The organism is Mesorhizobium ciceri biovar biserrulae, from assembly GCF_001618845.1.
GTDB classification, from domain to species: domain Bacteria; phylum Pseudomonadota; class Alphaproteobacteria; order Rhizobiales; family Rhizobiaceae; genus Mesorhizobium; species Mesorhizobium ciceri.
Genome location: NZ_CP015064.1, coordinates 2,693,536 through 2,717,939 on the forward strand (window position 1 = coordinate 2,693,536; position 24,404 = coordinate 2,717,939).

24 protein-coding genes are annotated in these 24,404 nt (G+C 63.2%); 14 read left to right on the top strand and 10 right to left on the bottom strand.

Annotated elements, in window-relative coordinates; all coding sequences use genetic code 11:
* Positions 1-13: 13 nt before the first annotated feature.
* Positions 14-1,798, top strand: coding sequence for a single-stranded-DNA-specific exonuclease RecJ (gene recJ, locus A4R29_RS12400; RefSeq protein WP_063173661.1), 1,785 nt, complete (start codon positions 14-16; stop codon positions 1,796-1,798).
* 7 nt (positions 1,799-1,805) lie between these two features.
* Here the strand turns inward: recJ and A4R29_RS12405 are convergent, their stop codons facing one another.
* From A4R29_RS12405 to folE, 3 genes are all read right to left on the bottom strand, one after another.
* Positions 1,806-2,777 (bottom strand): patatin family protein, encoded by a 972-nt coding sequence (locus tag A4R29_RS12405; RefSeq protein ID WP_063173662.1) that lies wholly within the window; start codon positions 2,775-2,777, stop codon positions 1,806-1,808.
* Between the two features lie 84 nt (positions 2,778-2,861).
* Positions 2,862-3,323: a phosphoribosyl-AMP cyclohydrolase gene (gene hisI / locus A4R29_RS12410; protein ID WP_013531983.1), complete on the bottom strand. Its 462-nt coding sequence runs from the start codon at positions 3,321-3,323 to the stop codon at positions 2,862-2,864.
* Positions 3,324-3,358: 35 nt separating this feature from the next.
* On the bottom strand, positions 3,359-3,994 hold the full coding sequence (gene folE, locus A4R29_RS12415) for a GTP cyclohydrolase I FolE (RefSeq protein WP_013531982.1): 636 nt from the start codon (positions 3,992-3,994) through the stop codon (positions 3,359-3,361).
* A gap of 240 nt (positions 3,995-4,234) precedes the next feature.
* On the opposite strand from folE, the gene A4R29_RS12420 reads away from it, so the two are divergent.
* A complete protein-coding gene (locus A4R29_RS12420) occupies positions 4,235-4,681 on the top strand; it encodes an iron-sulfur cluster assembly scaffold protein (protein WP_013531981.1) in 447 nt (148 codons plus the stop codon).
* Positions 4,682-4,784: 103 nt separating this feature from the next.
* Here A4R29_RS12420 and A4R29_RS12425 read toward each other — a convergent pair whose 3' ends face one another.
* Positions 4,785-5,702, bottom strand: coding sequence for a LysR substrate-binding domain-containing protein (locus A4R29_RS12425; RefSeq protein ID WP_013531980.1), 918 nt, complete (start codon positions 5,700-5,702; stop codon positions 4,785-4,787).
* A gap of 92 nt (positions 5,703-5,794) precedes the next feature.
* On the opposite strand from A4R29_RS12425, the gene A4R29_RS33050 reads away from it, so the two are divergent.
* The 5 genes from A4R29_RS33050 to A4R29_RS12445 all read left to right on the top strand — a co-directional run bounded on the left by A4R29_RS33050 (position 5,795) and on the right by A4R29_RS12445 (position 10,550).
* Entirely contained in the window at positions 5,795-5,953 is a 159-nt protein-coding gene (locus tag A4R29_RS33050) for a hypothetical protein (RefSeq protein ID WP_082827388.1), read from the top strand.
* 85 nt (positions 5,954-6,038) lie between these two features.
* Entirely contained in the window at positions 6,039-6,413 is a 375-nt protein-coding gene (gene yidD, locus A4R29_RS12430) for a membrane protein insertion efficiency factor YidD (RefSeq protein WP_063173663.1), read from the top strand.
* 133 nt (positions 6,414-6,546) lie between these two features.
* On the top strand, positions 6,547-7,374 hold the full coding sequence (gene blaOXA, locus A4R29_RS12435; RefSeq protein ID WP_063172024.1) for a class D beta-lactamase: 828 nt from the start codon (positions 6,547-6,549) through the stop codon (positions 7,372-7,374).
* Positions 7,375-7,550: 176 nt separating this feature from the next.
* Positions 7,551-9,527 carry a threonine--tRNA ligase gene (thrS, locus tag A4R29_RS12440; RefSeq protein WP_063172025.1) on the top strand — a complete coding sequence of 659 codons (1,977 nt, stop codon included), beginning with the start codon at positions 7,551-7,553 and terminating at the stop codon, positions 9,525-9,527.
* A gap of 84 nt (positions 9,528-9,611) precedes the next feature.
* Positions 9,612-10,550 (top strand): lysophospholipid acyltransferase family protein, encoded by a 939-nt coding sequence (locus tag A4R29_RS12445; RefSeq protein WP_063172026.1) that lies wholly within the window; start codon positions 9,612-9,614, stop codon positions 10,548-10,550.
* Positions 10,551-10,565: 15 nt separating this feature from the next.
* Here A4R29_RS12445 and A4R29_RS12450 read toward each other — a convergent pair whose 3' ends face one another.
* Positions 10,566-11,528, bottom strand: coding sequence for a hypothetical protein (locus A4R29_RS12450; RefSeq protein ID WP_024505356.1), 963 nt, complete (start codon positions 11,526-11,528; stop codon positions 10,566-10,568).
* 157 nt (positions 11,529-11,685) lie between these two features.
* Between A4R29_RS12450 and A4R29_RS12455 the strand changes: the two genes are divergently transcribed.
* Both A4R29_RS12455 and A4R29_RS12460 read left to right on the top strand, forming a co-directional pair.
* On the top strand, positions 11,686-12,270 hold the full coding sequence (locus tag A4R29_RS12455; protein ID WP_063172027.1) for a nitroreductase family protein: 585 nt from the start codon (positions 11,686-11,688) through the stop codon (positions 12,268-12,270).
* Positions 12,271-12,879: a flavin reductase family protein gene (locus A4R29_RS12460; protein WP_027162578.1), complete on the top strand. Its 609-nt coding sequence runs from the start codon at positions 12,271-12,273 to the stop codon at positions 12,877-12,879.
* Between the two features lie 17 nt (positions 12,880-12,896).
* Here the strand turns inward: A4R29_RS12460 and A4R29_RS12465 are convergent, their stop codons facing one another.
* Complete coding sequence (locus tag A4R29_RS12465) at positions 12,897-13,613, bottom strand: TetR/AcrR family transcriptional regulator (RefSeq protein ID WP_024505353.1); 717 nt, start codon at positions 13,611-13,613, stop codon at positions 12,897-12,899.
* A 396-nt stretch (positions 13,614-14,009) separates the two neighbouring features.
* Between A4R29_RS12465 and A4R29_RS12470 the strand changes: the two genes are divergently transcribed.
* Positions 14,010-14,684, top strand: a complete 675-nt coding sequence (locus tag A4R29_RS12470) for a methyltransferase family protein (protein WP_063172028.1) — start codon at positions 14,010-14,012, stop codon at positions 14,682-14,684.
* Positions 14,685-14,691: 7 nt separating this feature from the next.
* Here the strand turns inward: A4R29_RS12470 and A4R29_RS12475 are convergent, their stop codons facing one another.
* Together A4R29_RS12475 and A4R29_RS12480 are read right to left on the bottom strand one after the other, a co-directional pair.
* A complete protein-coding gene (locus A4R29_RS12475) occupies positions 14,692-15,573 on the bottom strand; it encodes an HpcH/HpaI aldolase/citrate lyase family protein (protein WP_063173664.1) in 882 nt (293 codons plus the stop codon).
* A 2-nt stretch (positions 15,574-15,575) separates the two neighbouring features.
* A complete protein-coding gene (locus A4R29_RS12480; protein WP_435891332.1) occupies positions 15,576-16,058 on the bottom strand; it encodes a MaoC family dehydratase in 483 nt (160 codons plus the stop codon).
* Between the two features lie 121 nt (positions 16,059-16,179).
* On the opposite strand from A4R29_RS12480, the gene A4R29_RS12485 reads away from it, so the two are divergent.
* Positions 16,180-17,304, top strand: a complete 1,125-nt coding sequence (locus A4R29_RS12485; protein ID WP_063172029.1) for a DUF2336 domain-containing protein — start codon at positions 16,180-16,182, stop codon at positions 17,302-17,304.
* Here A4R29_RS12485 and A4R29_RS12490 read toward each other — a convergent pair.
* The gene (locus A4R29_RS12490) at positions 17,301-19,367 is read right to left on the bottom strand and encodes an FUSC family protein (protein ID WP_063172030.1); all 2,067 of its coding nucleotides are present in this window, start codon (positions 19,365-19,367) and stop codon (positions 17,301-17,303) included. The genes A4R29_RS12485 and A4R29_RS12490 overlap by 4 nt on opposite strands.
* A gap of 45 nt (positions 19,368-19,412) precedes the next feature.
* Positions 19,413-21,470, bottom strand: a complete 2,058-nt coding sequence (parE, locus tag A4R29_RS12495; protein ID WP_013531965.1) for a DNA topoisomerase IV subunit B — start codon at positions 21,468-21,470, stop codon at positions 19,413-19,415.
* A 237-nt stretch (positions 21,471-21,707) separates the two neighbouring features.
* Between parE and cpaB the strand changes: the two genes are divergently transcribed.
* The 3 genes from cpaB to A4R29_RS12510 are packed head-to-tail and all read left to right on the top strand — an operon-like array spanning position 21,708 to position 24,387.
* Positions 21,708-22,634: a Flp pilus assembly protein CpaB gene (gene cpaB / locus A4R29_RS12500; RefSeq protein WP_244506954.1), complete on the top strand. Its 927-nt coding sequence runs from the start codon at positions 21,708-21,710 to the stop codon at positions 22,632-22,634.
* Between the two features lie 30 nt (positions 22,635-22,664).
* Complete coding sequence (locus tag A4R29_RS12505; protein WP_013531963.1) at positions 22,665-24,113, top strand: type II and III secretion system protein family protein; 1,449 nt, start codon at positions 22,665-22,667, stop codon at positions 24,111-24,113.
* Between the two features lie 4 nt (positions 24,114-24,117).
* A complete protein-coding gene (locus A4R29_RS12510) occupies positions 24,118-24,387 on the top strand; it encodes a hypothetical protein (protein WP_013531962.1) in 270 nt (89 codons plus the stop codon).
* The last annotated feature ends 17 nt before the right edge of the window (positions 24,388-24,404 follow it).

Sequence of the window (24,404 nt, forward strand, 5' to 3'; positions counted from 1 at the left end):
GTTGGCAAAGCGTATGACCGGCGAAAAGCGCCTCTTCCTCGATGTCAGGCAGTCGGTATCAGGGGTTTCCTGGGAGCACCGGCTGACCGAGCGGCAGGACATGATCGCGCTCGCCATCGCGCAAGGCTACGGGGTACCCGATATCGTAGCACGGGTGCTTGCCGGCCGCGGCGTCACCGCCGAGCAGACCGAGCGGTTTCTCGATCCGACGATCCGCGATCTTCTGCCGGATCCGGCATCGCTGACCGACATGGACAGGGCGGCGGCCCGGATCGCCGCCGCGGTGATGGCCAGGGAAAAGGTGGCGATCTTCGGCGACTATGATGTCGATGGCGCCGCCTCGTCGGCCTTGCTGAAGCGGTTCCTCACGCATTTCTCGGTGCCGTCGGAAATCTACATCCCGGATCGTATTTTCGAGGGCTATGGCCCCAACCCCGACGCCATGCGCGAACTTGTTTCGCGTGGCGCGACACTGATCGTCACCGTCGATTGCGGCACCAACAGCGCCGCTTCCATCGATGCCGCCAATGAGGCCGGGGCCGATGTCGTGGTGCTCGACCACCACCAGGTCGGCGGTGCCTTGCCGGCGGCAATCGCTGTCGTCAATCCCAATCGCGACGACGACCTTTCCGGGCAGGGCCATCTCTGTGCCGCCGGCGTGGTCTTCCTCGCCCTTGTGCAGACGGCCAGGATCCTGCGTAGCCGCATGGCCGATGCTACGCCGCCGGACCTGCTTTCGCTGCTCGATATCGTGGCATTGGCCACCGTTTGTGACGTGGTGCCGCTGACCGGCGTCAACCGTGCCTTCGTGGTCAAGGGGCTGCAGATGGCGCGCCAGCAGAAGAACGAAGGGCTCGCGGCACTGGCACGGGTGTCGCGCATCGGCGAGCCGATCAGCACCTTCCATCTGGCCTATCTGATCGGCCCGCGCATCAATGCCGGCGGACGCATCGGCGATGCCGCACTTGGCAGCCGGTTGCTTGCGACCGACGACCCGGTCGAGGCGCGCACCATTGCCGAGACGCTCGACCGGCTCAACCAGGAACGGCAGCTGATGGAGCAGGAGATGCTCGCGGCGGCGCGCGCCGAGGCCGATGCAGAGCTCGCCGGCGGTAGTGGCCCGGCGATCGTCGTCACCGCCAGCAACAGCTGGCATCCGGGCATCGTCGGTTTGCTCGCCTCACGGCTGAAGGATCATGCCCGCCGGCCCGCCTTCGCCATCGCCTTCAACGCCAACGGCATCGGCACCGGCTCGGGCCGCTCGGTCTCGGGTTTCGACCTCGGCCGGCTGGTGCGCGAGGCGGCCATTGCCGGTCTGATCGTCAAGGGTGGCGGGCATGGCATGGCGGCGGGCATCACCGTCGAGCGGGCGAGGCTTGGTGAGCTCAGGGCGTTTTTCGAAGAGCGGGCGGCAGCCGACGTGTTTCGCCTGCAGGGCGAGGAAAGCCTGGCCATAGACGGTGCGCTTGCCGCTGAAGGCGCGACACTCAGCCTGCTCGACGCGCTGGAACAAGCCGGACCTTTCGGTGCCGGGCACGTGGCCCCTGTTTTCGCGTTGCCGCGCCACCGGTTGGCCGATGCGCGGCCGGTCGGCACCAATCACATCCGCGTCGAGCTGCAATCGGAAAGCGGCGGCCGCATCCAGGCGATCGCCTTTCGCGCCGTCGATACCGCGCTTGGCGAATTCCTGTTCAAGAACCGGGGCAAGACAATCCACGTCGCCGGTTCGCTCTCAGGAAATTACTGGAACGGCAACCGCACCGTTCAGTTTCGTATCACCGATGCGGCTCGTGCGTAGGTTTTGATCAGGCGAGAACTGTCTGCAGCCGGGTCAGTTCGCCGATCTGCGCCATCGTCGCCTGATAGCCGAGCTTGATCGCCTCGTCGGCGCGGTGGAACTCGGTCAGGCCGATATGGCTGAGCTTCGGCTGCAGCGACATGTCGGGCGGGTCGCCGGCAAGCCTGGCGCGCGAAATGCGGTCCTGAATGATGTTGAAGGCCTCGACCATGACGCCGGTGATGCCGAGCCGCGTCTGATGCGACTGGCGCTCGGCGTCGATCTGGCCAGGCCGCGGCGCGTCCTTTTCGACGACCAGTTCGCCAGCGCTGTGCTTGATGACGGCGGCACGGCCGAACAGGTCATAGTGAAGGTTGACCGCCACGACGAGCGGCTGCTCGTAGGCGCGGCAGACCGAAACCGGTACGGGGTTGACCAGAGCGCCGTCGACCAGCACGCGGCCGTTGCAATTCACCGGCTCGAACACGCCGGGAAGCGCATAAGAGGCGCGCATGGCGGTGATCAATGAGCCGCTCGACAGCCAGATTTCGTGGCCGGTGCGGATTTCGGAGGTGACCGCGACGAACGGCTTGGCAAGGTCCTCGAAACGAATGCCGGCCATGTGCTCGCGCAGCCTTGCATCGAGTTTCATGCCGCCGAACAGGCCGCTGCCGCGTAAATTGAGATCGAGCAGGCCGAAAATGCGGCGCTTGGTCAGGCTGCGGGCGAATTCTTCGAGCTCGTCCAGTTTGCCGGCGAGATAGCAGCCGCCGACCAGCGCGCCGATCGAGGTGCCGGCGATCATCGATACTTCGATGCCGGCTTCATCCAGCGCGCGCAGCACGCCGATATGCGCCCAGCCGCGGGCGCACCCGCCACCCAAGGCGAGCGAAATGCCTGTTTTCTTTTGGGAGTTCGTTTCGGACGCGCCGCCTGACGAGGACAGGCCGTTGGCCTCCCTGACATCTGGTCTGTTACGCAATGACGCCCACTCGAGCATCATAATCTCCCTTGTCCCACGGCTACTATACGAGCGGGGCGTATCGAAATGATGAATCTGTGTCGTTGGTGTCAGGCAGAAGGTTCAAGCTGTTGGTTTCCGATACGTGTTTTCCGCATCGAACAGCGGCTTGCTGCCGTCGATGGCAAGCGTCCCTTTGCCGTCGACCAGCCCCACCGTCCGATAAAAGCATGAACGCCGGCCAGTGTGACAGGTTGCGTCGTGGCCCAACACTTTGACGCGCAACCATATGGCATCCTGGTCACAATCCGTGAGCATCTCGACGACATGCTGAAAATTGCCTGATGTTTCGCCCTTTTTCCAAAGCGCGCTGCGCGAGCGCGACCAGTAGTGGGCGATGCCGGTCTCAAGCGTCAGCGCCAGTGCTTGCGCGTTCATATGCGCAACCATCAACAGCATGCCGTCCGCGGCGTCTGTCACGACGACCGTGACCAGCCCGGCTGCATCGAAGCGCGGCGAAAACACCGCGCCTTCCTCGAGAGCCTTCTTGTCCGACGGAGCTTTTGGAAATTCCAGTGCCGACATCGCCGGTCCTTGTTTTGATGGCCGGCGAGGGCCGATCAGACCCCGCCGCCGCGCACCATGGTGACGAAACGGACCTGCTCTTCGGGCGTGTCCTTGAAAACGCCGGTGAAGGTCGAGGTCAGCGTGGTTGATCCCTGCTTGCGGATGCCGCGCATGGCCATGCACATGTGCTCGGCCTCGATCATGACGGCGACGCCGCGCGGATTGAGCACGTCCTGGATGACGCCGGCGATCTGCGCCGTCAGCGCCTCCTGGGTTTGCAGGCGGTGGGCGAAGATATCGACGACGCGTGCGATCTTGGACAGGCCGACGACCTTGCCGTCCGGAAGATATCCGACATGCGCCTTGCCGATGATCGGCACCATATGGTGCTCGCAATGCGAATGGAATGTGATGTCCTTGACGATCACCAGGTCATCGTAGCCGGCGACCTCCTCGAAGGTGCGGCCGAGCTCGTCGGCCGGGCACATGTCGTAACCACCGAACATTTCGCGAAAGGCCTTTGCCACCCGCTTCGGCGTGTCGACCAACCCTTCGCGGTCCGGATTGTCGCCGGTCCAGCGCAAAAGCGTGCGCACGGCGGCTTCGACTTCGGCTTCGCTTGGCCGGTCGGTGACCGGCTTTTCCATATAGGCTGACTGTGGCATGAGCTTCTTGATGACGGCATCCATAAAGGCGTCTCCCGTAGTCCCTCTCGGCGGAGGAACGAGTTGAACGGACCACGACCTTTCGGTGTCGGAAACTCGCCCCGTTTCCAGCCCCGTAAGCGGCGTGAACTTCCCGGCAAGGACATTGGCTTTCGTCGTTCTTGTCGATACCGGACTGCCAGCATTATATAAGGTCATAGCGAGCGAAAGGAAGACACGACAGCGGCAATCGCTGTTCGCTTGGCGGCGACGGATTGGAAAATTATGATAAACGACGTCTACAACGCGAAAATTCTCGGTTTTGCCGGAAACATCGCCCGCATCGGCCGTCTCGATCATCCTGACGCGACCGCCAAGGCGCACTCCAAGCTATGCGGTTCGACCGTCACCGTCGACCTCAAGATGCAGGACGGCGTCGTCACGGATTTTGCCCATGACGTGAAGGCCTGCGCGCTCGGCCAGGCGTCGTCATCGATCATGGCGCAGCATGTCGTCGGCGCGAGTGCCGAGGAATTGCGCGCGGTGCGCGACACCATGCTGAAGATGCTCAAGGAAAATGGCGCCCCGCCGGACGGCCGCTTTGCGGATCTCAGATATTTGGAGCCGGTGCGCGACTACAAGGCGCGGCACGCTTCGACCATGCTGACTTTCGATGCCGTGGTCGACGCGATCGGCCAGATCGAGAAGAAGCGCGCCGAAGAAGCGGCCTGACCTTGGGATTCGGCCGTCCACGGTACGCAGGCTTCGCGCAGGCGCCCAAAATCTTTGCTGCCACGGCTGGCATTTGGCTGGACAGGAACCGGGCCAGAAGGGTTTAAGCCTGCGCTTCCAGCGCCCGCCTGCTTTCGGCAAATTCACTTCTGAGCCAGTCGGCGAACGCGGCGGCCGGCTCCGAGAGGTCGTGCAGGTTTCTGGCCACCAGCCAATAGGCGCCGGATGCGACGTCGATGTCGAACGGCTTGACCAGCGCGCCGGATGCGATTTCCCCGCCGATCTGCAACAGATCGCCCAATGCCACGCCATGTCCGAGCAAGGCGGCCTGCTTTGAAAGCGACGCATCCGCCAGCATCGGCCCGCGCGCGGGCACGGCGTCGGCGGGCACGCCGGCCGCTTCGAACCAGCGCACCCAGCCCTGGCGATTCTCCTCGTGCAAAAGCGTGTAGCGGCCAAGATCGATTGGCTTCCTGAGGGCAGGGCCAGAAGCAAGCAGCGCCGGCGACAGGACCGGCGAATCGACCGTCGAGGCAAGCCGCTCGGCCTGGCTGCGCGGCCACGAGTCGGCATGCGCACTGAAGCGCAAGGCAAGCTCCGGCTGATCGCTGCGGAACTCGATCAGCCTTGGATCGACCTCGAGAGAGACGTCGATGTCGGGCCGCAATTGGCGAAACCGGTTGAGCCGGGGAACCAGCCACACGGAGGCAAGCGACGGCTCGACACTGACGCGGACCACGGACTGCGCCGGTGTCGCCACCAGATCGCCAAGCAAGGTATCGATGGCGTCGAAACTTCTGACAAGCTGATCCAGCAGACGCCGGCCGGTGTCGGTCAGTTCGACTCGTCGATGGTGACGTTCGAACAAGGGTCGATGCAGGAAGATTTCGAGCTCGCGGATCTGCCGGCTGATCGCCGCCTGCGAGACGAAAAGCTCCTCGGCCGCCCGGCTGAAGCTCAGATGCCGGCCCGCCGCCTCGAAGCTCCTCAATGCCGTCAGCGGCAGGCGCCCACGCTTCATTTCGCATAACCCAGGATTATCCGAAGTGGAAATTATACTCGTTTGAAGGCGAAGGCCAGCGGCGGTCTAATCCATGTCAAAGGAGACCGACCATGATCCAGTTGCTGAGCATTTTTGGCGATGTCATGCGGATCGCGACGTTTCAATGGCGTGACGAAAAGCAGCATTCAAAGCGCCGCGAGGGGCCGGCCAGTCGTGGCCGCTGGGCGCCGTCGGCTGACAGGCAGCCGTTTCGCCGTTCCCGTCCGTGATGGCGGGGGCGCGCAAGGAGCGGGGATTGCGTTCTCCGGCGGAAGTCCACATCTATCGCCTGGGAAACGCGATACGGAGACTGTGGTGCGCGACCAGCATGGGCATGCGCATATAGACGGGTCGCAAAAACGCGGCCGCAACTGGCCCGGCCCCTGGCGCAAGACGCCAGGCCGTCTCCTCGGCACGTCGTTCGTGCGCCTCTACCAGCTGACGCTGTCGGGCTTTGTCGGCAATTCCTGCCGGCATCTGCCGACCTGTTCGGAATATGCGCATGAGGCGATCGCCCGCCATGGCCTGTGGGCCGGCGGCTGGATGGGATTCTTCCGCGTGCTGCGCTGCGGGCCATTCGGCACGCATGGCATAGACCTGGTGCCGGAGGCGCTTGCGGATCGCTATCTCTGGTTCATGCCCTGGCGGTACTGGCGGATCGGCAGCAAGCGCGGCAAAGCGCAGGAATGATGGCCGGGGGAGAGCAGGTTTACGATCCGGTAGGGTTAACAACAGCCTGCACAAAGACTGCGCATTTGAGACAAAATCGAGACAAGAGACCCCGCTAAGCCGCTCGCGAACCCCCTTCTGGAGCGAGCAGAAAATGCGAAATTTCGATCGTCTTCCCTTCATCTTTGCCGGGATTCTGTTCCTGCTCGCCTGGCTGCTGGGATTTCCGTTGCGCGCGCAATCGGCGCCGCTGGGGGATTTGCAGTGCACGGTGATCGCCGATGCGGCGAGCGGCAAGACGCTTTACCAGGACGGAGTGTGCGACCAGCGGTTCAGCCCGGCCTCGACGTTCAAGGTGCCGCTGTCGCTGATCGGCTATGACAGCGGGATACTGAGCGACGAGCATACGCCGGCGTGGGACTACAAGCCGGAGTTCAAGGCGGTGAAGCGGGACCAGAAGACCGTCGATCCGGTGATCTGGGAACGGGATTCGATCGTCTGGTTCTCCCGTGAAATCACCAGTCGGCTCGGGCCGGAAAAATTGGCTGGCTATGTCTCCAAATTCGGCTACGGCAATGCCGATGTTTCCGGCAATCCCGGCAAGAATGATGGTTTGACCCAATCCTGGATAAACTCCTCGCTCAAGATCACGCCGGTCGAGCAGGTCGATTTCCTGCGCAAGCTGCTGGCCCGCAAGCTGCCTGTCTCGGCCAGGGCCTACGACATGACATCAGCCATCATCCCGACCTTCCAGGCCGGAGGCTGGACGGTGCAAGGCAAGACCGGAAGCACCAAGCTGCGCAACGATGCCGACAAGGTTCAGGACAAGCGCTCGCTTGGGTGGTTCGTCGGCTGGGCGAACAAGGATGGCCGCCAGATCGTCTTTGCGCGCCTTGTCGTCGACACCGATCGGACCGATATGCCCAAAGGCCTCAAGACCCGAGCCGCGTTCCTGAAGGACCTGCCGCTGCTCATCAAATGAAGTCTGACATTTGAGCCGGGCTTTACGGCGGCGGAATCTGTCCATAAAAGACAGCCGCTGCCGGACGCATCCGGCCTACTCTTTGCATGTCGTAACCCCAAAACCGTCCACACATTTTTGGGCGACATGCATTTCAACCACCCGCGCTCGTTTGCGGGACTGGATAGGAGATATACATGCTGAATTCCGTTTCCCTGACATTTCCCGATGGCTCCGTCCGCGAATACGACGCGGCGATGACCGGTGCGGGCCTCGCCGAATCGATCTCAAAATCGCTGGCCAAGAAGGCGGTCGCCTATGCGATCGACGGCACCGTCCGCGATCTCAGCGATCCGCTTGGCAAATCCGGCAAGGTCGAGATCGTCACCCGCGACGACCCGCGCGCACTCGAACTGATCCGTCACGACGCCGCACATGTGTTGGCGGAAGCCGTGCAGGAATTGTGGCCGGGAACGCAGGTGACCATCGGGCCGGTGATCGAGAACGGGTTTTACTACGACTTCGCCCGCAACGAGCCGTTCACGCCTGACGATTTTCCCGTGATCGAGAAGAAGATGCGCGAGATCATTTCGCGCAACAAGCCGTTCACCAAGGAAGTCTGGTCGCGCGACAAGGCGAAGAAAGTGTTTGCCGACAAGGGCGAACGCTACAAGCTGGAGCTGATCGACGCCATTCCCGAGGATCAGGATCTCAAGATCTACGCGCAGGGCGACTGGTTCGATCTTTGCCGTGGCCCGCACATGGCCTCGACGGGGCAGATCGGCAACGCTTTCAAACTGATGAAGGTGGCCGGCGCCTATTGGCGCGGCGATTCGAACAATCCGATGCTGACCCGCATCTACGGCACGGCCTGGGCTGATCAGGCGCAGCTCGAAGCCTATCAGACGATGCTGGAGGAGGCCGAGAAGCGCGACCACAGGAAGATCGGCCGCGAGATGGACCTGTTCCATTTCCAGGAAGAGGGGCCTGGCGTCGTCTTTTGGCACGCCAAGGGCTGGAAGATGTTCCAGAACCTGGTCAACTACATGCGCCGCCGCCTCGACGAGCAGGGCTATCAGGAGGTCAACGCGCCGCAGGTTCTCGACAAGAGCCTGTGGGAGACGTCAGGCCATTGGGGATGGTATCGCGACGCCATGTTCAAGGTGACGGTGGCCGGCGACGATACCGATGACGACCGGGTTTTCGCTCTGAAGCCGATGAACTGCCCGGGCCATGTGCAGATTTTCAAGCATGGGTTGAAGTCTTATCGCGATCTGCCTGTCAAACTTGCGGAATTCGGCAACGTCCACCGTTACGAACCATCCGGCGCGCTGCACGGGCTGATGCGCGTGCGCGGTTTTACGCAAGACGATGCGCACATCTTCTGCACCGAAGAGCAGCTGGCGGCGGAATGCCTGCGCATCAACGATCTGATCCTGTCGACCTATGCTGATTTCGGTTTCGACGAAATCAGCGTCAAGCTGTCGACGCGGCCGGACAAACGCGTCGGTACCGACGAGGCGTGGGATCACGCCGAGGCGATCATGGGCGGCGTGCTGGAGACGATCAGGACACGGTCCGGCAATCGCATCAAGACCTCGATCAATCCGGGTGAGGGCGCCTTCTACGGGCCGAAATTCGAATATGTGCTGAAGGATGCCATCGGCCGCGAATGGCAGTGCGGCACGACGCAGGTCGATTTCAACCTGCCGGAGCGGTTTGGCGCCTTCTACATCGGCTCGGATTCCGAGAAGAAGCAGCCTGTCATGGTTCACCGCGCCATCTGCGGCTCGATGGAGCGCTTCCTCGGCATCCTGATCGAGAACTATTCCGGCCATTTCCCGCTGTGGTTCGCGCCGCTGCAGGTGGTGGTGGCGACGATCACGTCGGATGCCGACGACTATGCGACCGAGGTGGTGGCAAAGCTGAAGGCCGCTGGGCTGTTGGCGGAAGCGGATCTGCGCAACGAGAAGATCAACTACAAGGTCCGCGAGCACAGCCTGGCCAAGGTTCCGGTCATCCTCGTCTGCGGCAAGCGCGAAGCGGAAGAGCAGACGGTCAACATGCGCCGACTGGGCTCGCGCGACCAGGAATCGCTTGGCCTTGACCAGGCGATCGCGCAACTGACCGAGGAAGCCGTCACACCCGACCGCCGGCGCAAACGCGCGGCCTGATTGGCATAGTTTCGACCAAATGGCGGTGGAGCGATCCACCGCCATTTTCATATCCCTGTCACGCCGACCTTGTAACGAGCCCCTATGCTCAAGTTGAAATTGCGCGAACGACCCTTTCCCGAGCTTTCCTATGCCAATCCGCGCCAGCCGGCGCTGACGCGCTGGTTCATACATTCGGTCGAAGGCTTGTCGGGCCGCGACCGCTACACAGCACTCTATGATTTCTGGCGCCGCCAGATCGTGCCGACCGGCGAACGCGTGTTCAGCCGCATGCTCGACCTGATCGACGTGCGGGTGCGGACCGCTGATCAGTGGCCGCCCGCGCAATTGCCAGAGACGCCGCTGGTGATCGTCGCCAATCATCCGTTCGGCATCGGTGACGGTATCGCCGTGCTGTCGCTGGCCGAGCAGCTCGGCCGTCCGTTCCGGGTGATGATCCACAAGGATCTGCTCAAGATCCGCGAGATGGAGCCTTATTCGCTGCCGATCGACTTTTCGGAGACCAAGGATGCGCTGAAGAACAACATGGCCGTGCGCCATGAAGCGGTGCGACTGTTGAAAGAGGGCGTCACCATCGTGGTATTTCCGGCCGGCGGTGTCGCCACCGCGCCAAAGGGTTTTGGCCGGGCGCGCGATCTGCCGTGGAAGATGTTTCCGGCCCGCCTCGTCCAGGACGCCAGGGCGTCGGTCATCCCGATGCATTTTTCCGGGCAGAACGGCAGGCTGTTCCATCTTGTCAGCGGGCCGATGAACATGGCCGAGCGCGACGGCCGGGTGGCCAAGTTCGTCGGCAAGGCCTCGCTGACGCTGCGCACATCGCTGCTCATCCACGAATTCGCGCGGCTGTCGGGCAAGGCGATCGACGTGCGCGTCGGCGATGTGCTGAGCTGGAGCGAACTGGAGCCGTTGCGCGACCGCAAGGCCTTGCTCGACCGCCTCCATCGCGGCGTGTTCGACCTGGCGCCAGCTTTGCCACGCCGCCGGATCCCGTTCCTGCCGGCGCGGACCGAGCTGGCGGCTTGATCCTTAAAACGAAGGTTAATCCGCGCCTTCTTCAGGGTCCATCGCCGCGGCCTCGGTGGCCAGAACCTCGATTTCCTGGTTCTGCCCGGCCACGACCGTAAAATCCTTCTGGTAGATGCGGTCGCGGTTCTTGGCGATGATGGTGTAGTCGCCCTCGGCCAGCACCATCGAGGCGAAAGCGCCGACGGTTTCCTTGATCGGATCGCCGGACTCGTTGAGCAGTGACCAGGACGTGTCGGCGATCGCCTCGCCACCGGTTTCGCGCACCAGCTTCATCGTGATCTCGGCGGCGTGATGCTCGACGGTGGCTTCGGTCAGCTTGCCGGCCTCGACGCGGATGTCGGAGCGAATGACTGCATTGACCGCGCCATAGGTCGAGACGACATGGTAGATGCCGGCGTTGAGCCGCACGACGCTGTTGGGCTCGACATCGGGAATGATCAGCGCGCGGTCGCCATTGGCCTCGGCAGTGCCCTCGTAGATCGAAAAGCGCAGCTTCTTCGGTGGAATGCGCACGCCGCCGGACAGCACGGCGTCGAGCTTGAGGCCGCCGGCATCGAGCACGAGGCTTTCGCGCTTAGCGTCCTTGCCGACAGTGATACGTTTGGTGGCGCCGGCCCGGCCGTAGGAGGCGTGAACCAGATAGCTGCCGGGCTCGAGCTGGAAGACGGCGGTGCCGCCATGCGAGGAGGCGACCATCGGCAATTTGCCGTTGACGGCTTCCGGCTTGAAGACCCGCCAGACGATGCCGCGCGTGATGTCGGAACCCTTGTCGGTCAACTGGGCAGAGAGTGTGATGGCACCGCCGCCGCTCAGCGCCAGTGACGTCTCGCCTTTCGGCGTCGCGTAGCTCGAAATTCCCGGAAGCTTCAGGTCGCTGACACCGTCGACATTCTGCGCCATGGCGAACGAAACCGGCGCCATGAACAGCAGGGCGCCGAGCCAGATCAGGAAAAGACGGACAGTCCCCTCAAACATGCCTTGCGTTGAAGCCCATGGCGGTGGCAATTTCAAGGCTTAAGAGTCCGACCGATACGACTCTTCCGTCCGGCGTATCCCGCGCCAATGCCCGAGCCGCCCGAATCCCCGATGGTGCGCTTCAGCTCAAAACAGAATGTCCAGGAGACTTGCGCCCATGGCGTCGCCGATCATCGACTTCCTGCTGACCCGAAACTCCGCACCGATTCCAGATCTGAAGGAGCCGGCGCCGAGCGATGCGGAGATCGCGACAATGATCACTGCTGCCTCCCGGGTGCCCGATCATGGCCGGTTGGAGCCCTGGCGCTTCATCCTCTACCGTGGCGACGCCCGCGTCGAGATCGGCAGGCAACTGGCAGCACTTGCCGAGCAGCGGGAGGGCCCATTGACGGAGGGCCGCCGCAATCAGGAACTGGCGCGGTTCTCGCGCGCACCGCTGGTGATCGGCGTCGTATCTGTCCCCAGGGAGAATCCAAAAATCCCGCAATGGGAAATGTTCCTGTCGGGCGGCATGGCGGCGATGAACCTGATGATATCAGCCAACGCGCTGGGCTTTGGCACCAACATGATCAGCAACTGGTATTCGGATGTGCCGGAGGGCAGGACACTGCTGGGGCTGGCGCCGCAGGAGCGGGTCATCGGCTTCATCCATATCGGCTCCTATGCCGGCCCGGCGCCGGAGCGGCCCCGGCCCGATCCGGCAAAGCTGTACAGTGACTATTCGGGGCCGTGGGTTGGCTGAATGTTCTACGAGCCTTCAAAGGGCCACGGCCTGCCGCACGACCCTTCGAAGGCGATCGTGGCGCCGCGTCCGATCGGCTGGATTTCGACACTGAACAGGGCTGGTGAGATCAACCTCGCGCCATATTCCTTCTTCAATGCCGTTTCGACGCGGCCTTTCATCGTCTGGTTCTCCTCCGAAGGCGAGAAGGACAGCGCCTCCTTCGCCCAGGAAACCGGCGAGTTCGTCGCCAATCTGGTCAGCCGCGATCTCGCGGAGAAGATGAACCGCACGTCGGTCAATGCTCCGCGCGGCGTCAATGAGTTCGTCTATGCCGATCTTGCCATGGCGCCGTCGCGCCTGGTCGCCCCGCCGCGCGTGGCGGCAGCGCCGGCCGCGCTCGAATGCCGGGTGACTGAAGTTTTTCGGCCAAAGGCCCTGGACGGGTCGCCGACAAGTGCCGTCATCGTCGCCGGTGAAGTGGTCGGCGTGCATATCGACGACGCCTTCCTGACGGACGGCCTGTTCGACATCACCAAGGCCGGCAATGTCGCTCGTCTCGGCTATATGGACTATGCCAGCGTCGACGAGGTGTTTTCGATGCGCCGGCCACGCTGGGAGAAGGACTAGATATCAGGCTCGGCCAGCTATCGCGCCTTGCCGGCACTCGTTCGCCGCCTGGCAGTCATGACGGTGCGCACATAGCCGGGCTCGCCGATCCGAATGCTTCCATCGGGCAGGCCCAGTATGCGGTCGAGGGCGATCTCGTAGAGCCTGACGCGTTTCTCCAGGACTTCGATCGCGGCCTCCATGTCGGCGTCGCTGCCGCCGGCAATGGCCTTGGCCACGACATCACGCGTGGCCATGCCGAATTGCATGACGATGTCGGCGACACCTTCCGGATCGAAGGTCCTGAAAGTGCCGTCTTCGATTCCTTGCCTGATGACCTTGACCAGCAGCGGTGAAAACGACGCGCTGGCGGCCAGATTGATACGGTGGAAAAGCACCAGATTCTCAGGCCGGAACATCGTCTCGAAAAGAGCCCAAGCTTCCGGCGCGGTTTCGATCTTGGCCCGCCGCGACTGGCTGAGCAGGCCATTCAGGCGGCCAAGCGGGTCGAGGCCGGGATCGTGGAGTATGTCCTGGACCCCAGCCAGTGCCTGTCTTGCAAAGCGATCGGCCAATGCCTCCAGGAGAGCCTCCTTGGAGGGGAAGTAATGATAGAAAGCACCCTTCGAGATGCCGGCGGACGCAATCACGTCATTGAGGCTCGCTTTGTCATAGCCCTGGGTCAGGAACAGGGCCTGGGCATGGTCCAGAAGTTCTTCTCGCCTGAGTTCTGGATGCTTGATGACACGGGGCATGACGAACTTTCTGCACGTGATGGCTGCTCCCGTCCAGTCCCGACGTCGGCAGCCAGGGCAACGAATTTCGGGTTAACGGGTCCCTTCGGAGCCTCCGCTTGCGCGTTGGCTGACGGAGCATCAAACGAAAAACCCGCCTGTGCGGCGGGCCACTGGCGCAAATCAGCACCATGGGCAAAAATGTACCATAGCTGAGATCACCGAGTCAAGAAAAAATTCCTAACACGGAGGCTGCCCGGCAAAAGCGGCCAACACAACCGACTGCTGCAAGCCTTTTGTTAAGCTGGAGTTCGGAGCCTCGGGTCGAAGGTTCGCTTGAACTATAGACCAGTGGTCTGTATGGTAGACCAATGGTCTAAAATACCAATCATCAGCGGATATCAAGGCAGGTCGATCATGATCGCGAAATTGGTTCTTCAGACATTCGTCTGGTTCGTCGCTATGGGCGCCTTGCTCTTCCTGTCGGCCGGCACGCTGCATTGGCCGGGGGCCTGGGTCTATCTGGTGGGGATGGTGGGCCTCAGTCTCACCTTGGGCGTGGCGCTGGCGAGGCGCGATCCCGGTCTGATGAATGAGCGGCTGAGCTCTCCCATCCAGAAGAATCAGGACGTGGCCGACAAGGTGCTGCTGTCCATACTTCTGCTCGCCATCTTTGGTTCTCAGATATTCATGGGATTCGACGTTCGTTTCGGCTGGTCGGCGGTTCCCGTCTGGGTGCAGGTGGTTGGCGCATTGGTCCTGCTGCTCGGAATCTGGATCTGCTATCTGACGATGCTGGAGAACAGTTTTGCGGCGCCCGTGGTCAAGATCCAGGACGAACGCGGACAACGTGTGATCTCCACCGGGCCTTACAGCTACGTCCGCCATCCTATGTATGCCGGCGCCATCCTCTTCTTCGCCGGCACGGCACTTCTGCTTGGTTCCTGGTGGGGGCTGGCGTCGGTGCTCGTGCTCGTCGTTCTCTTGGCCATCCGCACCTTCATCGAAGAGAAAACGCTTCGCGCCGGTCTGCGCGGCTATGACGACTATGTGGCCCGGGTCCGTTACTGCCTGATTCCATTGGTTTGGTAGCAGGCGCTCAGGCGGAAACACCTGCCGCCTTTGCCCGCGCCAGAAGCCGCTCGGCCAGCCGCAGGTGCGGGCGGTCGAACATCTTGCCGTCGATAGCGACGACGCCGGGGCTTCCCGCTGCCGCGAACGCAGCAACGATTGCCGCCGATTGTCTCACCGCCTCGGCCGACGGCGTGAAGGCTGCGTTGATGACCGGCACCTGATCGGGGTGGATCGCCATCTTGCCGGTGAAGCCATCGCGTTCGGCCTCGGCGCACTCCGCGGCGAAGGCCGCCATGTCGCGAAAATTCGGGAAGACGGTGTCGATCGCCGCGACCTCCGCCGCACCGGCGGCGAGTATGGTCATGGTGCGAGCGTGACGGAACACGTCCGTGTAGCGGCCATGCTCGTCGCGGGCGCTGCGCGCGCCGAGCGCCGCCGACAGGTCTTCCGCGCCCCAGGTGAGCCCGGCAAGCCGCGCGCTGGTCCCGGCATAGGTTGCCGCCGCCAGCACGCCTGCCGGCGTTTCGGTGATGATCGGCAGGATCTTGATCGCGCCGTCGGCCAGGCCGTTTTCGGCCTCGCGCACCCTGAGTTTTGCCGACAGGTGCTGCACATCCTGGCCGCCGTTCGACTTGGGCAGCATGATGCCGTCGGGTTTCGCCGGAACCAGCGCCGCCAGATCGTCATCCGTCAGCCCGGTCGCGAGGTCATTGACCCTGACATAGATGGCGGAAGTCGTTTGTGCCCTGCGTTCCAGGATGAAGCGCGCCGCTACGCCGCGCGCCAGCGCCTTGTTGTGCGGCGCCACGGAATCCTCGAGGTCGACGATGACCACGTCGGCGCCGGCACCAAAACCCCTTTCCAGCTTCCTCTCGGAGTCACCGGGGACGAACAGCAGCGAGCGCATGATCAGGCCGCCTTCTTCAGCATCATGGCTTGCCTGGTGCATTTGGCGACGAGATCGCCATGCTGGTTGTAGGCGCGATGCTCGAATTCGACGATGCCGCGATCGGGCTTCGACCTGGACTCGCGCACCGAGATGACTGTCGTTTCGACGCGAACGGTATCGCCATGGAAGACCGGATGCGGAAACACGGTTTCCTTCATGCCGAGATTGGCCACCGTGGTGCCGACGGTGATGTCATTGACCGAAATGCCGATCATCAGCCCGAGCGTGAACAGCGAATTGACCAGCGGCTTGCCCCATTCGCTCTTGGTGGCGAAATCGAAGTCGATGTGCAGCGGCTGCGGGTTCAGCGTCATCACCGAAAACAGCATGTTGTCGCTTTCGGTAACGGTCTTGCGCAGCGTGTGCTGGAAGACATGGCCGACGACGAACTCTTCGAGATAAAGTCCGGCCATTTCTTTCTCCTCAGGTGCTTGACGGTTGATAGGCGCTGCAAATCAGCCTCGCAAGCCAGTTAATGAACATGGTGAACGGTTCGTAAACCAATTCTGCCTACGGTCGTCAGTGGGGTCGGAACCTTCCGGCAAGGGGCGTAAGCAGGCGGGCATGGTTGTTGTTTCGCATTTCCTGAAATGGATCTACACGGCCAAGGTGTCGGAGCGCGCCGCGGCGGCGAGCGCTCTGGCCCGAGCCTACATCAATTCCGAATTGCCCTTCGAGGACCGCTGCGCCGCAGAGGCGGCGCTGACACTGTTGCTCGACGATGCCTCGTCAAAGGTGCGGCTGGCGATGGCCGAGGCGCTGTCGATGAGCCAACACGCGCCAATGCAGATCATCAGCGTGCTGGCCTCCGACCAGCCGGAAGTCGCCGGCGTGGTGCTGGCGCGCTCGCCGCTGCTCACCGACGCCGACCTGATCAACCGCGTGGCTTCGAGTCCGAAGGCGACGCAAAAACTGATCGCAGACCGGCCGCTCGTCTCGATGGCGCTGTCGGCGGCCATCGCCGAGATCGGCGAGGCGGACGCCTGCGCCGTGCTGCTCGCCAACAGCGGCGCCGACATCGCCTCGCTCAGCTTCCGCCGCATGGCCGAACGGCATGGGCACCTGCCGCTGGTGCGCGAGGCGCTGATATCGGATGTCAGGCTGCCGGCCGACTGCCGGCATATGCTGCTCGTCAAGCTTGGCGAAATGCTGAAAACGTCGCCACTGGTGATGGCGATGATGGGCGCGGCGCGAGCCGACCGCGTCATGCGCGACGCCTGCGTCAAGGCTTCGGTGACGCTGATCGAAGGCATGCGCACGGAAGAACATGCGGCCCTGATCGAGCATCTCAGGCTGCGTGGCGACCTCACCGCGAGCTTCCTCATCCGCACCATCGCGCATGGCAAGGTCGATTTCTTCGGCTCGGCACTGGTTGCGCTCAGCCAGCAGTCCGAACAACGTGTGAGGGCGCTGCTGGCCGGCGGGCACGACGTGGCCTTGCAGGCATTGTTCCGCAGCGCCGGGCTCGCCGGCGCCACGCACGCCATCATCCTGCGTGCGCTGAAGATCTGGCGCGAGGTCGCCAACGGCAAGCGCGTCGCCGGTGTGCAGGAGGTCAGCTGGCTGATGCTCAAGGAAGCGGGCGGTCAATCCGCCGAGGGTGATCTCGCCGCCTTGGTCAAATCGATCCATCTCGACGCGCTGCGCGAGAACGCGCGCGGCCACGCGCTGGCGATAGCGGCCGCCTAGCCTTTATCCCTGGCGAAAAAATCCGGAAAATCCTCCATCGCGGCGGCGATGATGCGCAGCGATGCCGCGATCTGCAGCAATTCCCCGGTACCGTTTCGCTGCGCAATGCTCGCCGAATATTGCCGGGCGACGGTGACGGTTGATGTCTGCGGATCGCCGGGGGCGCGGAAGAGCAGTTCGCGCGCCAGCCCTCTCAGGAAGTTGGCGATCGAAAGCGCGGTCTCGGATGGGATGGCATGGCTTTGGCTCGCATCGCGCAGCCGAAGGACCTCCAGGCCGACGGTGACGGCGGCGACGCCGCCGCCCAGAACCGCATCGCCCTTTTGACCGGCATTCTGCACCAGCGGCATCAATTGGTTGATGCGGTCGTAGGCGAGGCTCTCGAAGGCCGACCGCCTCGGCACCCGCTCATGCAGGCAAAGCCGCGCCAGATCCTCGCGCATGGCGCGCACGATGCGGTTGGCCGCGAGCCATGGATCGGCCGGCAGCACGACGATGAAGACACCGATCGCCAGCAGGATGCCGACCAGGATCGACGCCGAACCGGCAAAGAAGGGCCCGGGATCGTAGATCATCGCCTGGTGCGGACTGAGGAAGGCGAGGAAGTTGATGGCGAAAGCCGTCGCCACGCCGACATAGCGTGGATTGGCCATGGCCAGCGCCGTCGGCACCAGGATCGGCACGACAAACAGCATGAACCAGCCGAAGCCGGGCAAGGCAGGCAATGCGATCTGGCCGACGAGAAAAGCAAAGGGCAGCGCCAGCAGGGTTCCCTTGAAGAAGCCCCAGGCGACCTGCACTGGGTCGGGGCGAGCAGCAAACAGGCTCGATACGACGGCAACGAGAATGACCGTGCCGGCGGCTTCCGACCATTTCGTCGTCAACCAGAAGGCCGCGACCAGCAGCGTCGCAAGGGCAGCGCGCACCGCGTTGCGCGATGCGCCGGCGTAATCGCGATGCACCACCAGCGCAGGCTGCCTGCTGCCCCTGGTCGGGCGCGTGGCAGGCGCACGCAGGGCGTCGAGGCCGCGCAGCACCTGCTTGAGCGCATCGGCGAAATCGGCGGCAATGGTCAGGCGGGTGATCGTGCCGACCCTGTCGTCGCCTTGGTCGGTCGAGGCATCGGGCATTTGCCGGGCCTTGGCCGAGATGGTGTCGAGCCGCGCCACCCAAGGCGTGGTGTCGTCCAGCGCGCCGGGCTTCGCGGCCATTTCACCGACAAGGGCCTGCAACTCCGAACGCACCGGAATGAGCGCCGCATTCTTCGGAGCGGCATGCGAATGCAACGCACGTGCCGCCGACAACGCCGAGAGCAGTTGTCCGATGGTGCGCCGGACCGGATGCGCGCGCGGCGCGAAGCTCGGCGCCTCGAGCCTGGCATAGGCGCGCATCTCGCCGAGCGTCTGGGTATCCGTGACCAGCTTTCGGTGCAGCGCGGACAGCGTTGCCGGGTCGCCGCCGGAGAACGCACCGCCGGCATAGGTGGCAAGATCGAGGATGCAGCGTTTCAGGCGCGAGACGATGGCGTCGCTGGCCAGTTTTGGCAGGATCAGCCGGCTGGTCAGGCCGGCGCAGACGATGCCGAGCACGATCTCGGCACAGCGCGCGACAGCGAGGTCGACGACGAGATGCGGCTGTCCGAAAGCGGGCAGGCCGATGATCATTGCGGTGTAGCCGGCCAGGGCGGCGCCATAGGCTTCCGGATTGCGCAGCAGCGACGAGACGAAGGTGCAGATGCCGATCCAGACGGCAAGCACAGTCACCAGCACCCAGGGGTTGGTGCCGAAAACGGTGGTGATGCCGATCGCGGCGATGCCGCCGACCAGCGTGCCGAGCAGCCGGTAGAAGCCCTTCGCCAGCACCATGCCGGCAACCGGCTGGGCGACGATGAACACCGTCATCATGGCCCATTGCGGATGGTCGAGCTTCAGCGCATAGGCTGCCAGCAGCGCGATCAAGCCGGCTGAAACGGTGCGCAAGGCAAAGATCCAGTCGGAGCGCGTCGGCTGCGTCAACCCGGCTAAACTCGTCTCGAAATAGCCTTTCAGCCGCGTCCTGGTCACATGCTCGTCTCCGCAACTGGAGCCTTGTTATGGACCGGCTGGCGGCTAGATATCCAGCACTTCCGTCTCGGCGAATTCGGCGCGTTCCTGGATGAACCGGAAGCGGGCCTCCGGCTTCGTGCCCATCAACGCATCGACGGCGTCCTTGGTCGCCGTCTCGGCGTCGATTACATCGATCCTGAGCAGCGTTCGCTTCCTCGGATCCATGGTGGTTTCCTTGAGCTGGGCGGCCATCATCTCGCCCAGACCCTTGAAGCGGCCCAGTTCCACCTTGCCGCGCCCGGTGAATTCGGTGCGCAGGAGCTCGTCCTTGTGGGCGTCGTCTCGGGCATAGGCGACCTTGCCGCCTTGCCTGATCGAGTAAAGCGGCGGCACGGCGAGATAGAGATGGCCGCCACGCACCAGCGCCGGCATCTCCTGGTAGAAGAAGGTGATCAGCAGCGAGGCGATATGGGCGCCGTCGACATCGGCGTCGGTCATGATGATCACGCGGTCGTAGCGCAGATCCTCATCGCGGTACTTCGAACGCGTACCGCAGCCGAGCGCCTGGATCAGGTCCGAAATCTGTTGGTTGGCCGCCAGCTTATCGTTGCCGGCGCTGGCGACGTTGAGGATTTTGCCGCGCAATGGCAGCACGGCCTGGCTGGCGCGGTCGCGCGCCTGCTTGGCCGAGCCGCCGGCCGAGTCGCCTTCGACGATGAACAGTTCTGCACCGGCCGCGGCATTCTGCGTGCAATCGGCGAGCTTGCCCGGCAGCCGCAGCTTGCGCACCGCGCTTTTGCGCGACACCTCTTTTTCCTGGCGCCGGCGCACCCGCTCGTCGGCGCGTGCGATCACCCATTCGAGCAGCTTCGAGGCTTCCTGCGGATTGTCGGCCAGCCAATGGTCGAACGGATCGCGGATCGCGGTCTCGACAATTCGAATTGCCTCGATCGTCGCCAGCCTGTCCTTGGTCTGGCCGACGAATTCCGGCTCGCGGATGAACACCGACAGCATGCCCGCTGCCGAGATCATGACGTCTTCCGAGGTGACGATCGAGGCGCGTTTGTTGCCGACGAGGTCGGCATAGGCGCGCAGGCCCCGCGTCAGAACGTTCCGGAAGCCGGCCTCGTGGGTGCCGCCTTCGCCGGTCGGGATGGTGTTGCAGTAGGAATTGATGAAGCCGTCGCCGCCGAACCAGGTCACCGCCCATTCGAGCGAGCCATGGCCGCCCTGTTTCTCGCTCTTGCCGGCGAAAATCTCGCGCGTCACCTGGAAGTCGTCGCCGAGCGATGCCTTGAGATAGTCCTTCAGGCCGCCGGGAAAATGGAATTCCGCCTTGGCCGGTGTCTGGTCTTTTTCCTTGATCAGCGACGGATCGCAGGTCCAGCGGATCTCGACGCCGCCGAACAGATAGGCTTTCGAGCGCGTCATACGGTAGAGCCGCGCCGGTTCGAACGCCGCGCCCTTGCCGAAAATCTGCTCGTCGGGGTGGAAGCGGATCTTTGTGCCGCGCCGGTTGTGGACCTCGCCCAACTGTTCCAGGCCGGTCACGGGAACGCCGCGCGAGAATTTTTGCCGATAGAGTTGCCGTCCCCGCGCGACCTCGACCTCGAGATGGTCCGACAGCGCGTTGACCACGGATACGCCGACGCCATGCAGGCCGCCTGATGTCTCGTAAACCTTGGAGTCGAACTTGCCGCCCGAATGCAGCGTCGTCATGATCACTTCAAGCGCCGGCTTCTTGAACTTCGGGTGCGGATCGATCGGGATGCCGCGGCCATTGTCGGTCACGGCGAGATAGCCGTCGGCCGAAAGCTCGACATCGATGAAGGTGGCGTGGCCGGCAACCGCTTCGTCCATCGAATTGTCGATGACCTCGGCGAACAGATGGTGCATCGCCTTGTCGTCCGTGCCGCCGATATACATGCCTGGCCGGCGGCGCACCGGCTCCAGCCCTTCCAGCACCTCGATGTCGGCGGCGCTATAGCCCTCGCTGCCGTCCTTGGTCGAGGCAGGACGCTTGGTGGCTTGCACCACCAGTGGATCCGCCGGGCGCGCAGCGGTACGCACCGGCTGCGGCTGCTTGTCCATATTGCCGAAGAGATCGTTGCTGTCGTCCATGCCTGCCATAGGTTCCGGTGCTGCGAATCACCTCGCGATACTGCCACGCTTTTCAGCGCCAAGCGACCGAGGTTCCTGTTCCGTTCGGGGATCTGGGCCCTCTTACCCCAAAACCATTCGATAACCAAGCCGGCGGAAATAGATCCGATACCAACGCCCGGGATTCCTGATTCTTTAACAATGCCGCCTAACGTGAGCCCAACTAAATAAGAAACTGCTGATATCAGGGGTTTAGGCGTGAGGGGCAAGGCCATATCGATGATCGGCATCGCCGCCGTTTTCGGCGCGATCTCGATCTTTGCCGCGGATTTCTGGGTCAAAAGCCAGGCCAAGGCCGATTCCGAAGAGAAGACGTCGTCGATTCCGGCACCTGTCGTGCCGAAGGTCGAATTCAAGACCATTGTGGTGGCGAATGCCCCGTTGCGCTACGGCATGGAGCTCGACCGCGCGCAGCTCAGCGAAATCCCGTGGTCGCAAGAGTCCGTGCCGCAGGGCGCCTTCACCACCATCAATGCGTTGCTCGCCGACAGCACTCGCGTGGTGCTGTCGCCGATCGAGGTCAACGAACCGGTGCTGCTGACCAAGCTGTCCGGCCCGAATGGCCGCGCGACGCTCTCCAACATGATGACGCCCGGAATGCGGGCGGTCACCATCCGCACCGACGAGATCGCCGGAGTCGGCGGCTTCGTCACGCCCGGTGACCGCGTTGACGTGGTGCTGACGCGCGATGCCGGCGAAATTCAGGAAGTGGCCAAGAATGCGCAAGGCGCTGCCGGTTCCACCATCACCTCCGAGATCGTTGTCGCCGATGCCAAGGTGCTGAGCGTCGGGCAGGGCGCCGACGAGCGCCAGACGACGCCGCAGATTTCCAATTCGGTGACCATCGAGGTGACGACGGACGGCGCGCAGAAAGTAGCGCTGGCCCGCACCGTCGGCACGCTCTCGCTGTCGCTTCGGTCCGCCAGCGAAGGCGCTGACGGCAAGAGCGGCGTCACCACCATCTCCTCCTTCGGCGGATCGGTCGCCTCGAATGTGCAGGCCGCGGCCGGCTCGGTGTTCGACGCCGTCACCAAGGAGCCGGAGAAACCGAAGTTCAAGACGGTCATCGTAACGCGCGGCACGAAGGCCGAGGAATACCAGGTTCCTTCGCGGGACCAGAAATAAACCAGTGGGGACTGGGTGAGGGACGGGACAATGTTCGGGCTGTTCATATATCGGGTCATGACGCGGTTGCGCGTTTTGCGTGCCGTGGCTGTCGCGTCTTCGCTGGCCGCTGCGGCGATGCTGGCCTTGGGCGCCTCGGCGGCGAGAGCTGACAACGACGTCGTCTACGTGTCGTCGACCAAGAATGCGTCAATCAAGGTTGCCAAGGGCAAGCCGAAGACGATCATCACCAGTGCTGCCTTCTACCAGATCGTCATCGGCGATCCGGAGATCGCCAACGTCAATCCGCTGACCGACAAATCCTTCTATGTGCTCGGCAACAATCTCGGCACCACCGGGATTGCGCTGTTCGATGAGAAAAAGCAGCTTGTCGGCACCGTCGACATCGAGGTGACGCTCGACACCGACCAACTGGCCAGCACCATTCGCGCCAGCGTGCCGGATGCCAGGATCAAGGTCGGATCGGCCAATGGCCGTGTCGTGCTGTCGGGCGAGGCCGACGATGCCGTCGCCGCCGAAAAGGCAAACAAGATCGCGACGCGCTTTTCCGGTGCCGAGGAGGTGATCAACTCGGTCAACATCTCATCTTCGCAGCAGGTCCAGCTCAACGTCCGCTTTGTCGAGATCAACCGCCAGGCGGGCCAGGATCTGGGTGCCAAATACGCCGCCAATTTCGCCTATGGCCTTGGCGGCCGCGACGTCTCGATCGATCCGGGCACAGTGCCGACGGCCGGTACTGGCGAGATCATCGGTCGTCTCCTATCGAACGGCGTATCGATCGATATTGCCATCAAGGCGCTGGAGGAGCGCGGCTTGGCGCGGCGACTGGCCGAGCCGAACCTGATCGCCCGGTCCGGCCAGACGGCGAGCTTCCTCGCCGGCGGCGAGTTCCCGATCCCGGTTTCGGAGGACAACGGCAAGATCTCGGTCAGCTACAAGAAATACGGCGTCAGCCTGGATTTCACGCCGACGGTTCTGAAAGACGGGCTGGTCAGCCTTGATATCGCGCCGGAAGTCTCCTCGATCGATGCGTCGGCCTCCTACAATATCGGGACGATCTCGGTTCCTGGCTTCATCGTGCGGCGTGCCAGGACGTCAGTCGACCTGAAGAACGGCCAGAGCTTCATGATCGCTGGACTGCTGCAGTCGCAAAACGACATCACCACGTCGCGCATTCCGGGCCTCGGCAAGATGCCGGTGCTTGGGGCGCTGTTCTCGTCGAAATCCTATCAGCGGCGCGAGACCGACCTCGTCATCATCGTAACGCCCTATCTGGTCAAGCCGGTCGATCCGTCGAAGAAGCTCGTCGAGCCGACAGATGGCACGCAGCCGGCCAGCAATGCCGACTATTTTCTCAACAACACCGAGGAAGTGAAGGATTCCGATGCCGGTCGCACCGTGGCGCTGGCAGACGGCCGCGTCACTCAACCTGCAGCGGCCGCTTCGGCTGGGCATTTCCTCGACCTGCCGAAGGATTGAAGCCATGCGTCTGGTCTTTGGATCGAGCGTCGCCTTGCTGCTGGCCGGCTTTGCCGCTGGCTGCACCAGCGACGACTATGTGCGCAGCGAAGGGCCAACGGCCGGCGCCGGCAATGCGCAGGCCGCCAACACCGTCATGCAGATGGTCGATCCCTGGAAATACGGGGTCCAGAACACCAGGCTCCTGGTGCCGGCCCAACGAGGCAGTGCCGCGGCTGTCACACCCGATCAGGCGGCCGGTGCCAAGGCGTCGCAGTCGACCACAGGCAACTGATTCAACGGGCAACTGGT

Excerpts from the sequence above, each read along its gene's own strand:
- folE (WP_013531982.1), bottom strand. The coding sequence starts at position 3,994 with ATGGATGCCGTCATCAAGAAGCTCATGCCACAGTCAGCCTATATGGAA.
- A4R29_RS12465 (WP_024505353.1), bottom strand. The coding sequence starts at position 13,613 with ATGCCCCGTGTCATCAAGCATCCAGAACTCAGGCGAGAAGAACTTCTG.
- A4R29_RS12420 (WP_013531981.1), top strand. The coding sequence starts at position 4,235 with ATGATAAACGACGTCTACAACGCGAAAATTCTCGGTTTTGCCGGAAAC.
- A4R29_RS12455 (WP_063172027.1), top strand. The coding sequence starts at position 11,686 with ATGGCGTCGCCGATCATCGACTTCCTGCTGACCCGAAACTCCGCACCG.
- A4R29_RS12485 (WP_063172029.1), top strand. The coding sequence starts at position 16,180 with ATGGTTGTTGTTTCGCATTTCCTGAAATGGATCTACACGGCCAAGGTG.
- blaOXA (WP_063172024.1), top strand. The coding sequence starts at position 6,547 with ATGCGAAATTTCGATCGTCTTCCCTTCATCTTTGCCGGGATTCTGTTC.
- recJ (WP_063173661.1), top strand. The coding sequence starts at position 14 with ATGACCGGCGAAAAGCGCCTCTTCCTCGATGTCAGGCAGTCGGTATCA.
- hisI (WP_013531983.1), bottom strand. The coding sequence starts at position 3,323 with ATGTCGGCACTGGAATTTCCAAAAGCTCCGTCGGACAAGAAGGCTCTC.
- A4R29_RS12425 (WP_013531980.1), bottom strand. The coding sequence starts at position 5,702 with ATGAAGCGTGGGCGCCTGCCGCTGACGGCATTGAGGAGCTTCGAGGCG.
- A4R29_RS12450 (WP_024505356.1), bottom strand. The coding sequence starts at position 11,528 with ATGTTTGAGGGGACTGTCCGTCTTTTCCTGATCTGGCTCGGCGCCCTG.
- A4R29_RS12475 (WP_063173664.1), bottom strand. The coding sequence starts at position 15,573 with ATGCGCTCGCTGCTGTTCGTCCCCGGTGACTCCGAGAGGAAGCTGGAA.
- A4R29_RS12510 (WP_013531962.1), top strand. The coding sequence starts at position 24,118 with ATGCGTCTGGTCTTTGGATCGAGCGTCGCCTTGCTGCTGGCCGGCTTT.
- A4R29_RS12445 (WP_063172026.1), top strand. The coding sequence starts at position 9,612 with ATGCTCAAGTTGAAATTGCGCGAACGACCCTTTCCCGAGCTTTCCTAT.
- A4R29_RS12405 (WP_063173662.1), bottom strand. The coding sequence starts at position 2,777 with ATGCTCGAGTGGGCGTCATTGCGTAACAGACCAGATGTCAGGGAGGCC.
- A4R29_RS33050 (WP_082827388.1), top strand. The coding sequence starts at position 5,795 with ATGATCCAGTTGCTGAGCATTTTTGGCGATGTCATGCGGATCGCGACG.
- A4R29_RS12505 (WP_013531963.1), top strand. The coding sequence starts at position 22,665 with ATGTTCGGGCTGTTCATATATCGGGTCATGACGCGGTTGCGCGTTTTG.
- thrS (WP_063172025.1), top strand. The coding sequence starts at position 7,551 with ATGCTGAATTCCGTTTCCCTGACATTTCCCGATGGCTCCGTCCGCGAA.
- A4R29_RS12460 (WP_027162578.1), top strand. The coding sequence starts at position 12,271 with ATGTTCTACGAGCCTTCAAAGGGCCACGGCCTGCCGCACGACCCTTCG.
- parE (WP_013531965.1), bottom strand. The coding sequence starts at position 21,470 with ATGGACGACAGCAACGATCTCTTCGGCAATATGGACAAGCAGCCGCAG.
- A4R29_RS12470 (WP_063172028.1), top strand. The coding sequence starts at position 14,010 with ATGATCGCGAAATTGGTTCTTCAGACATTCGTCTGGTTCGTCGCTATG.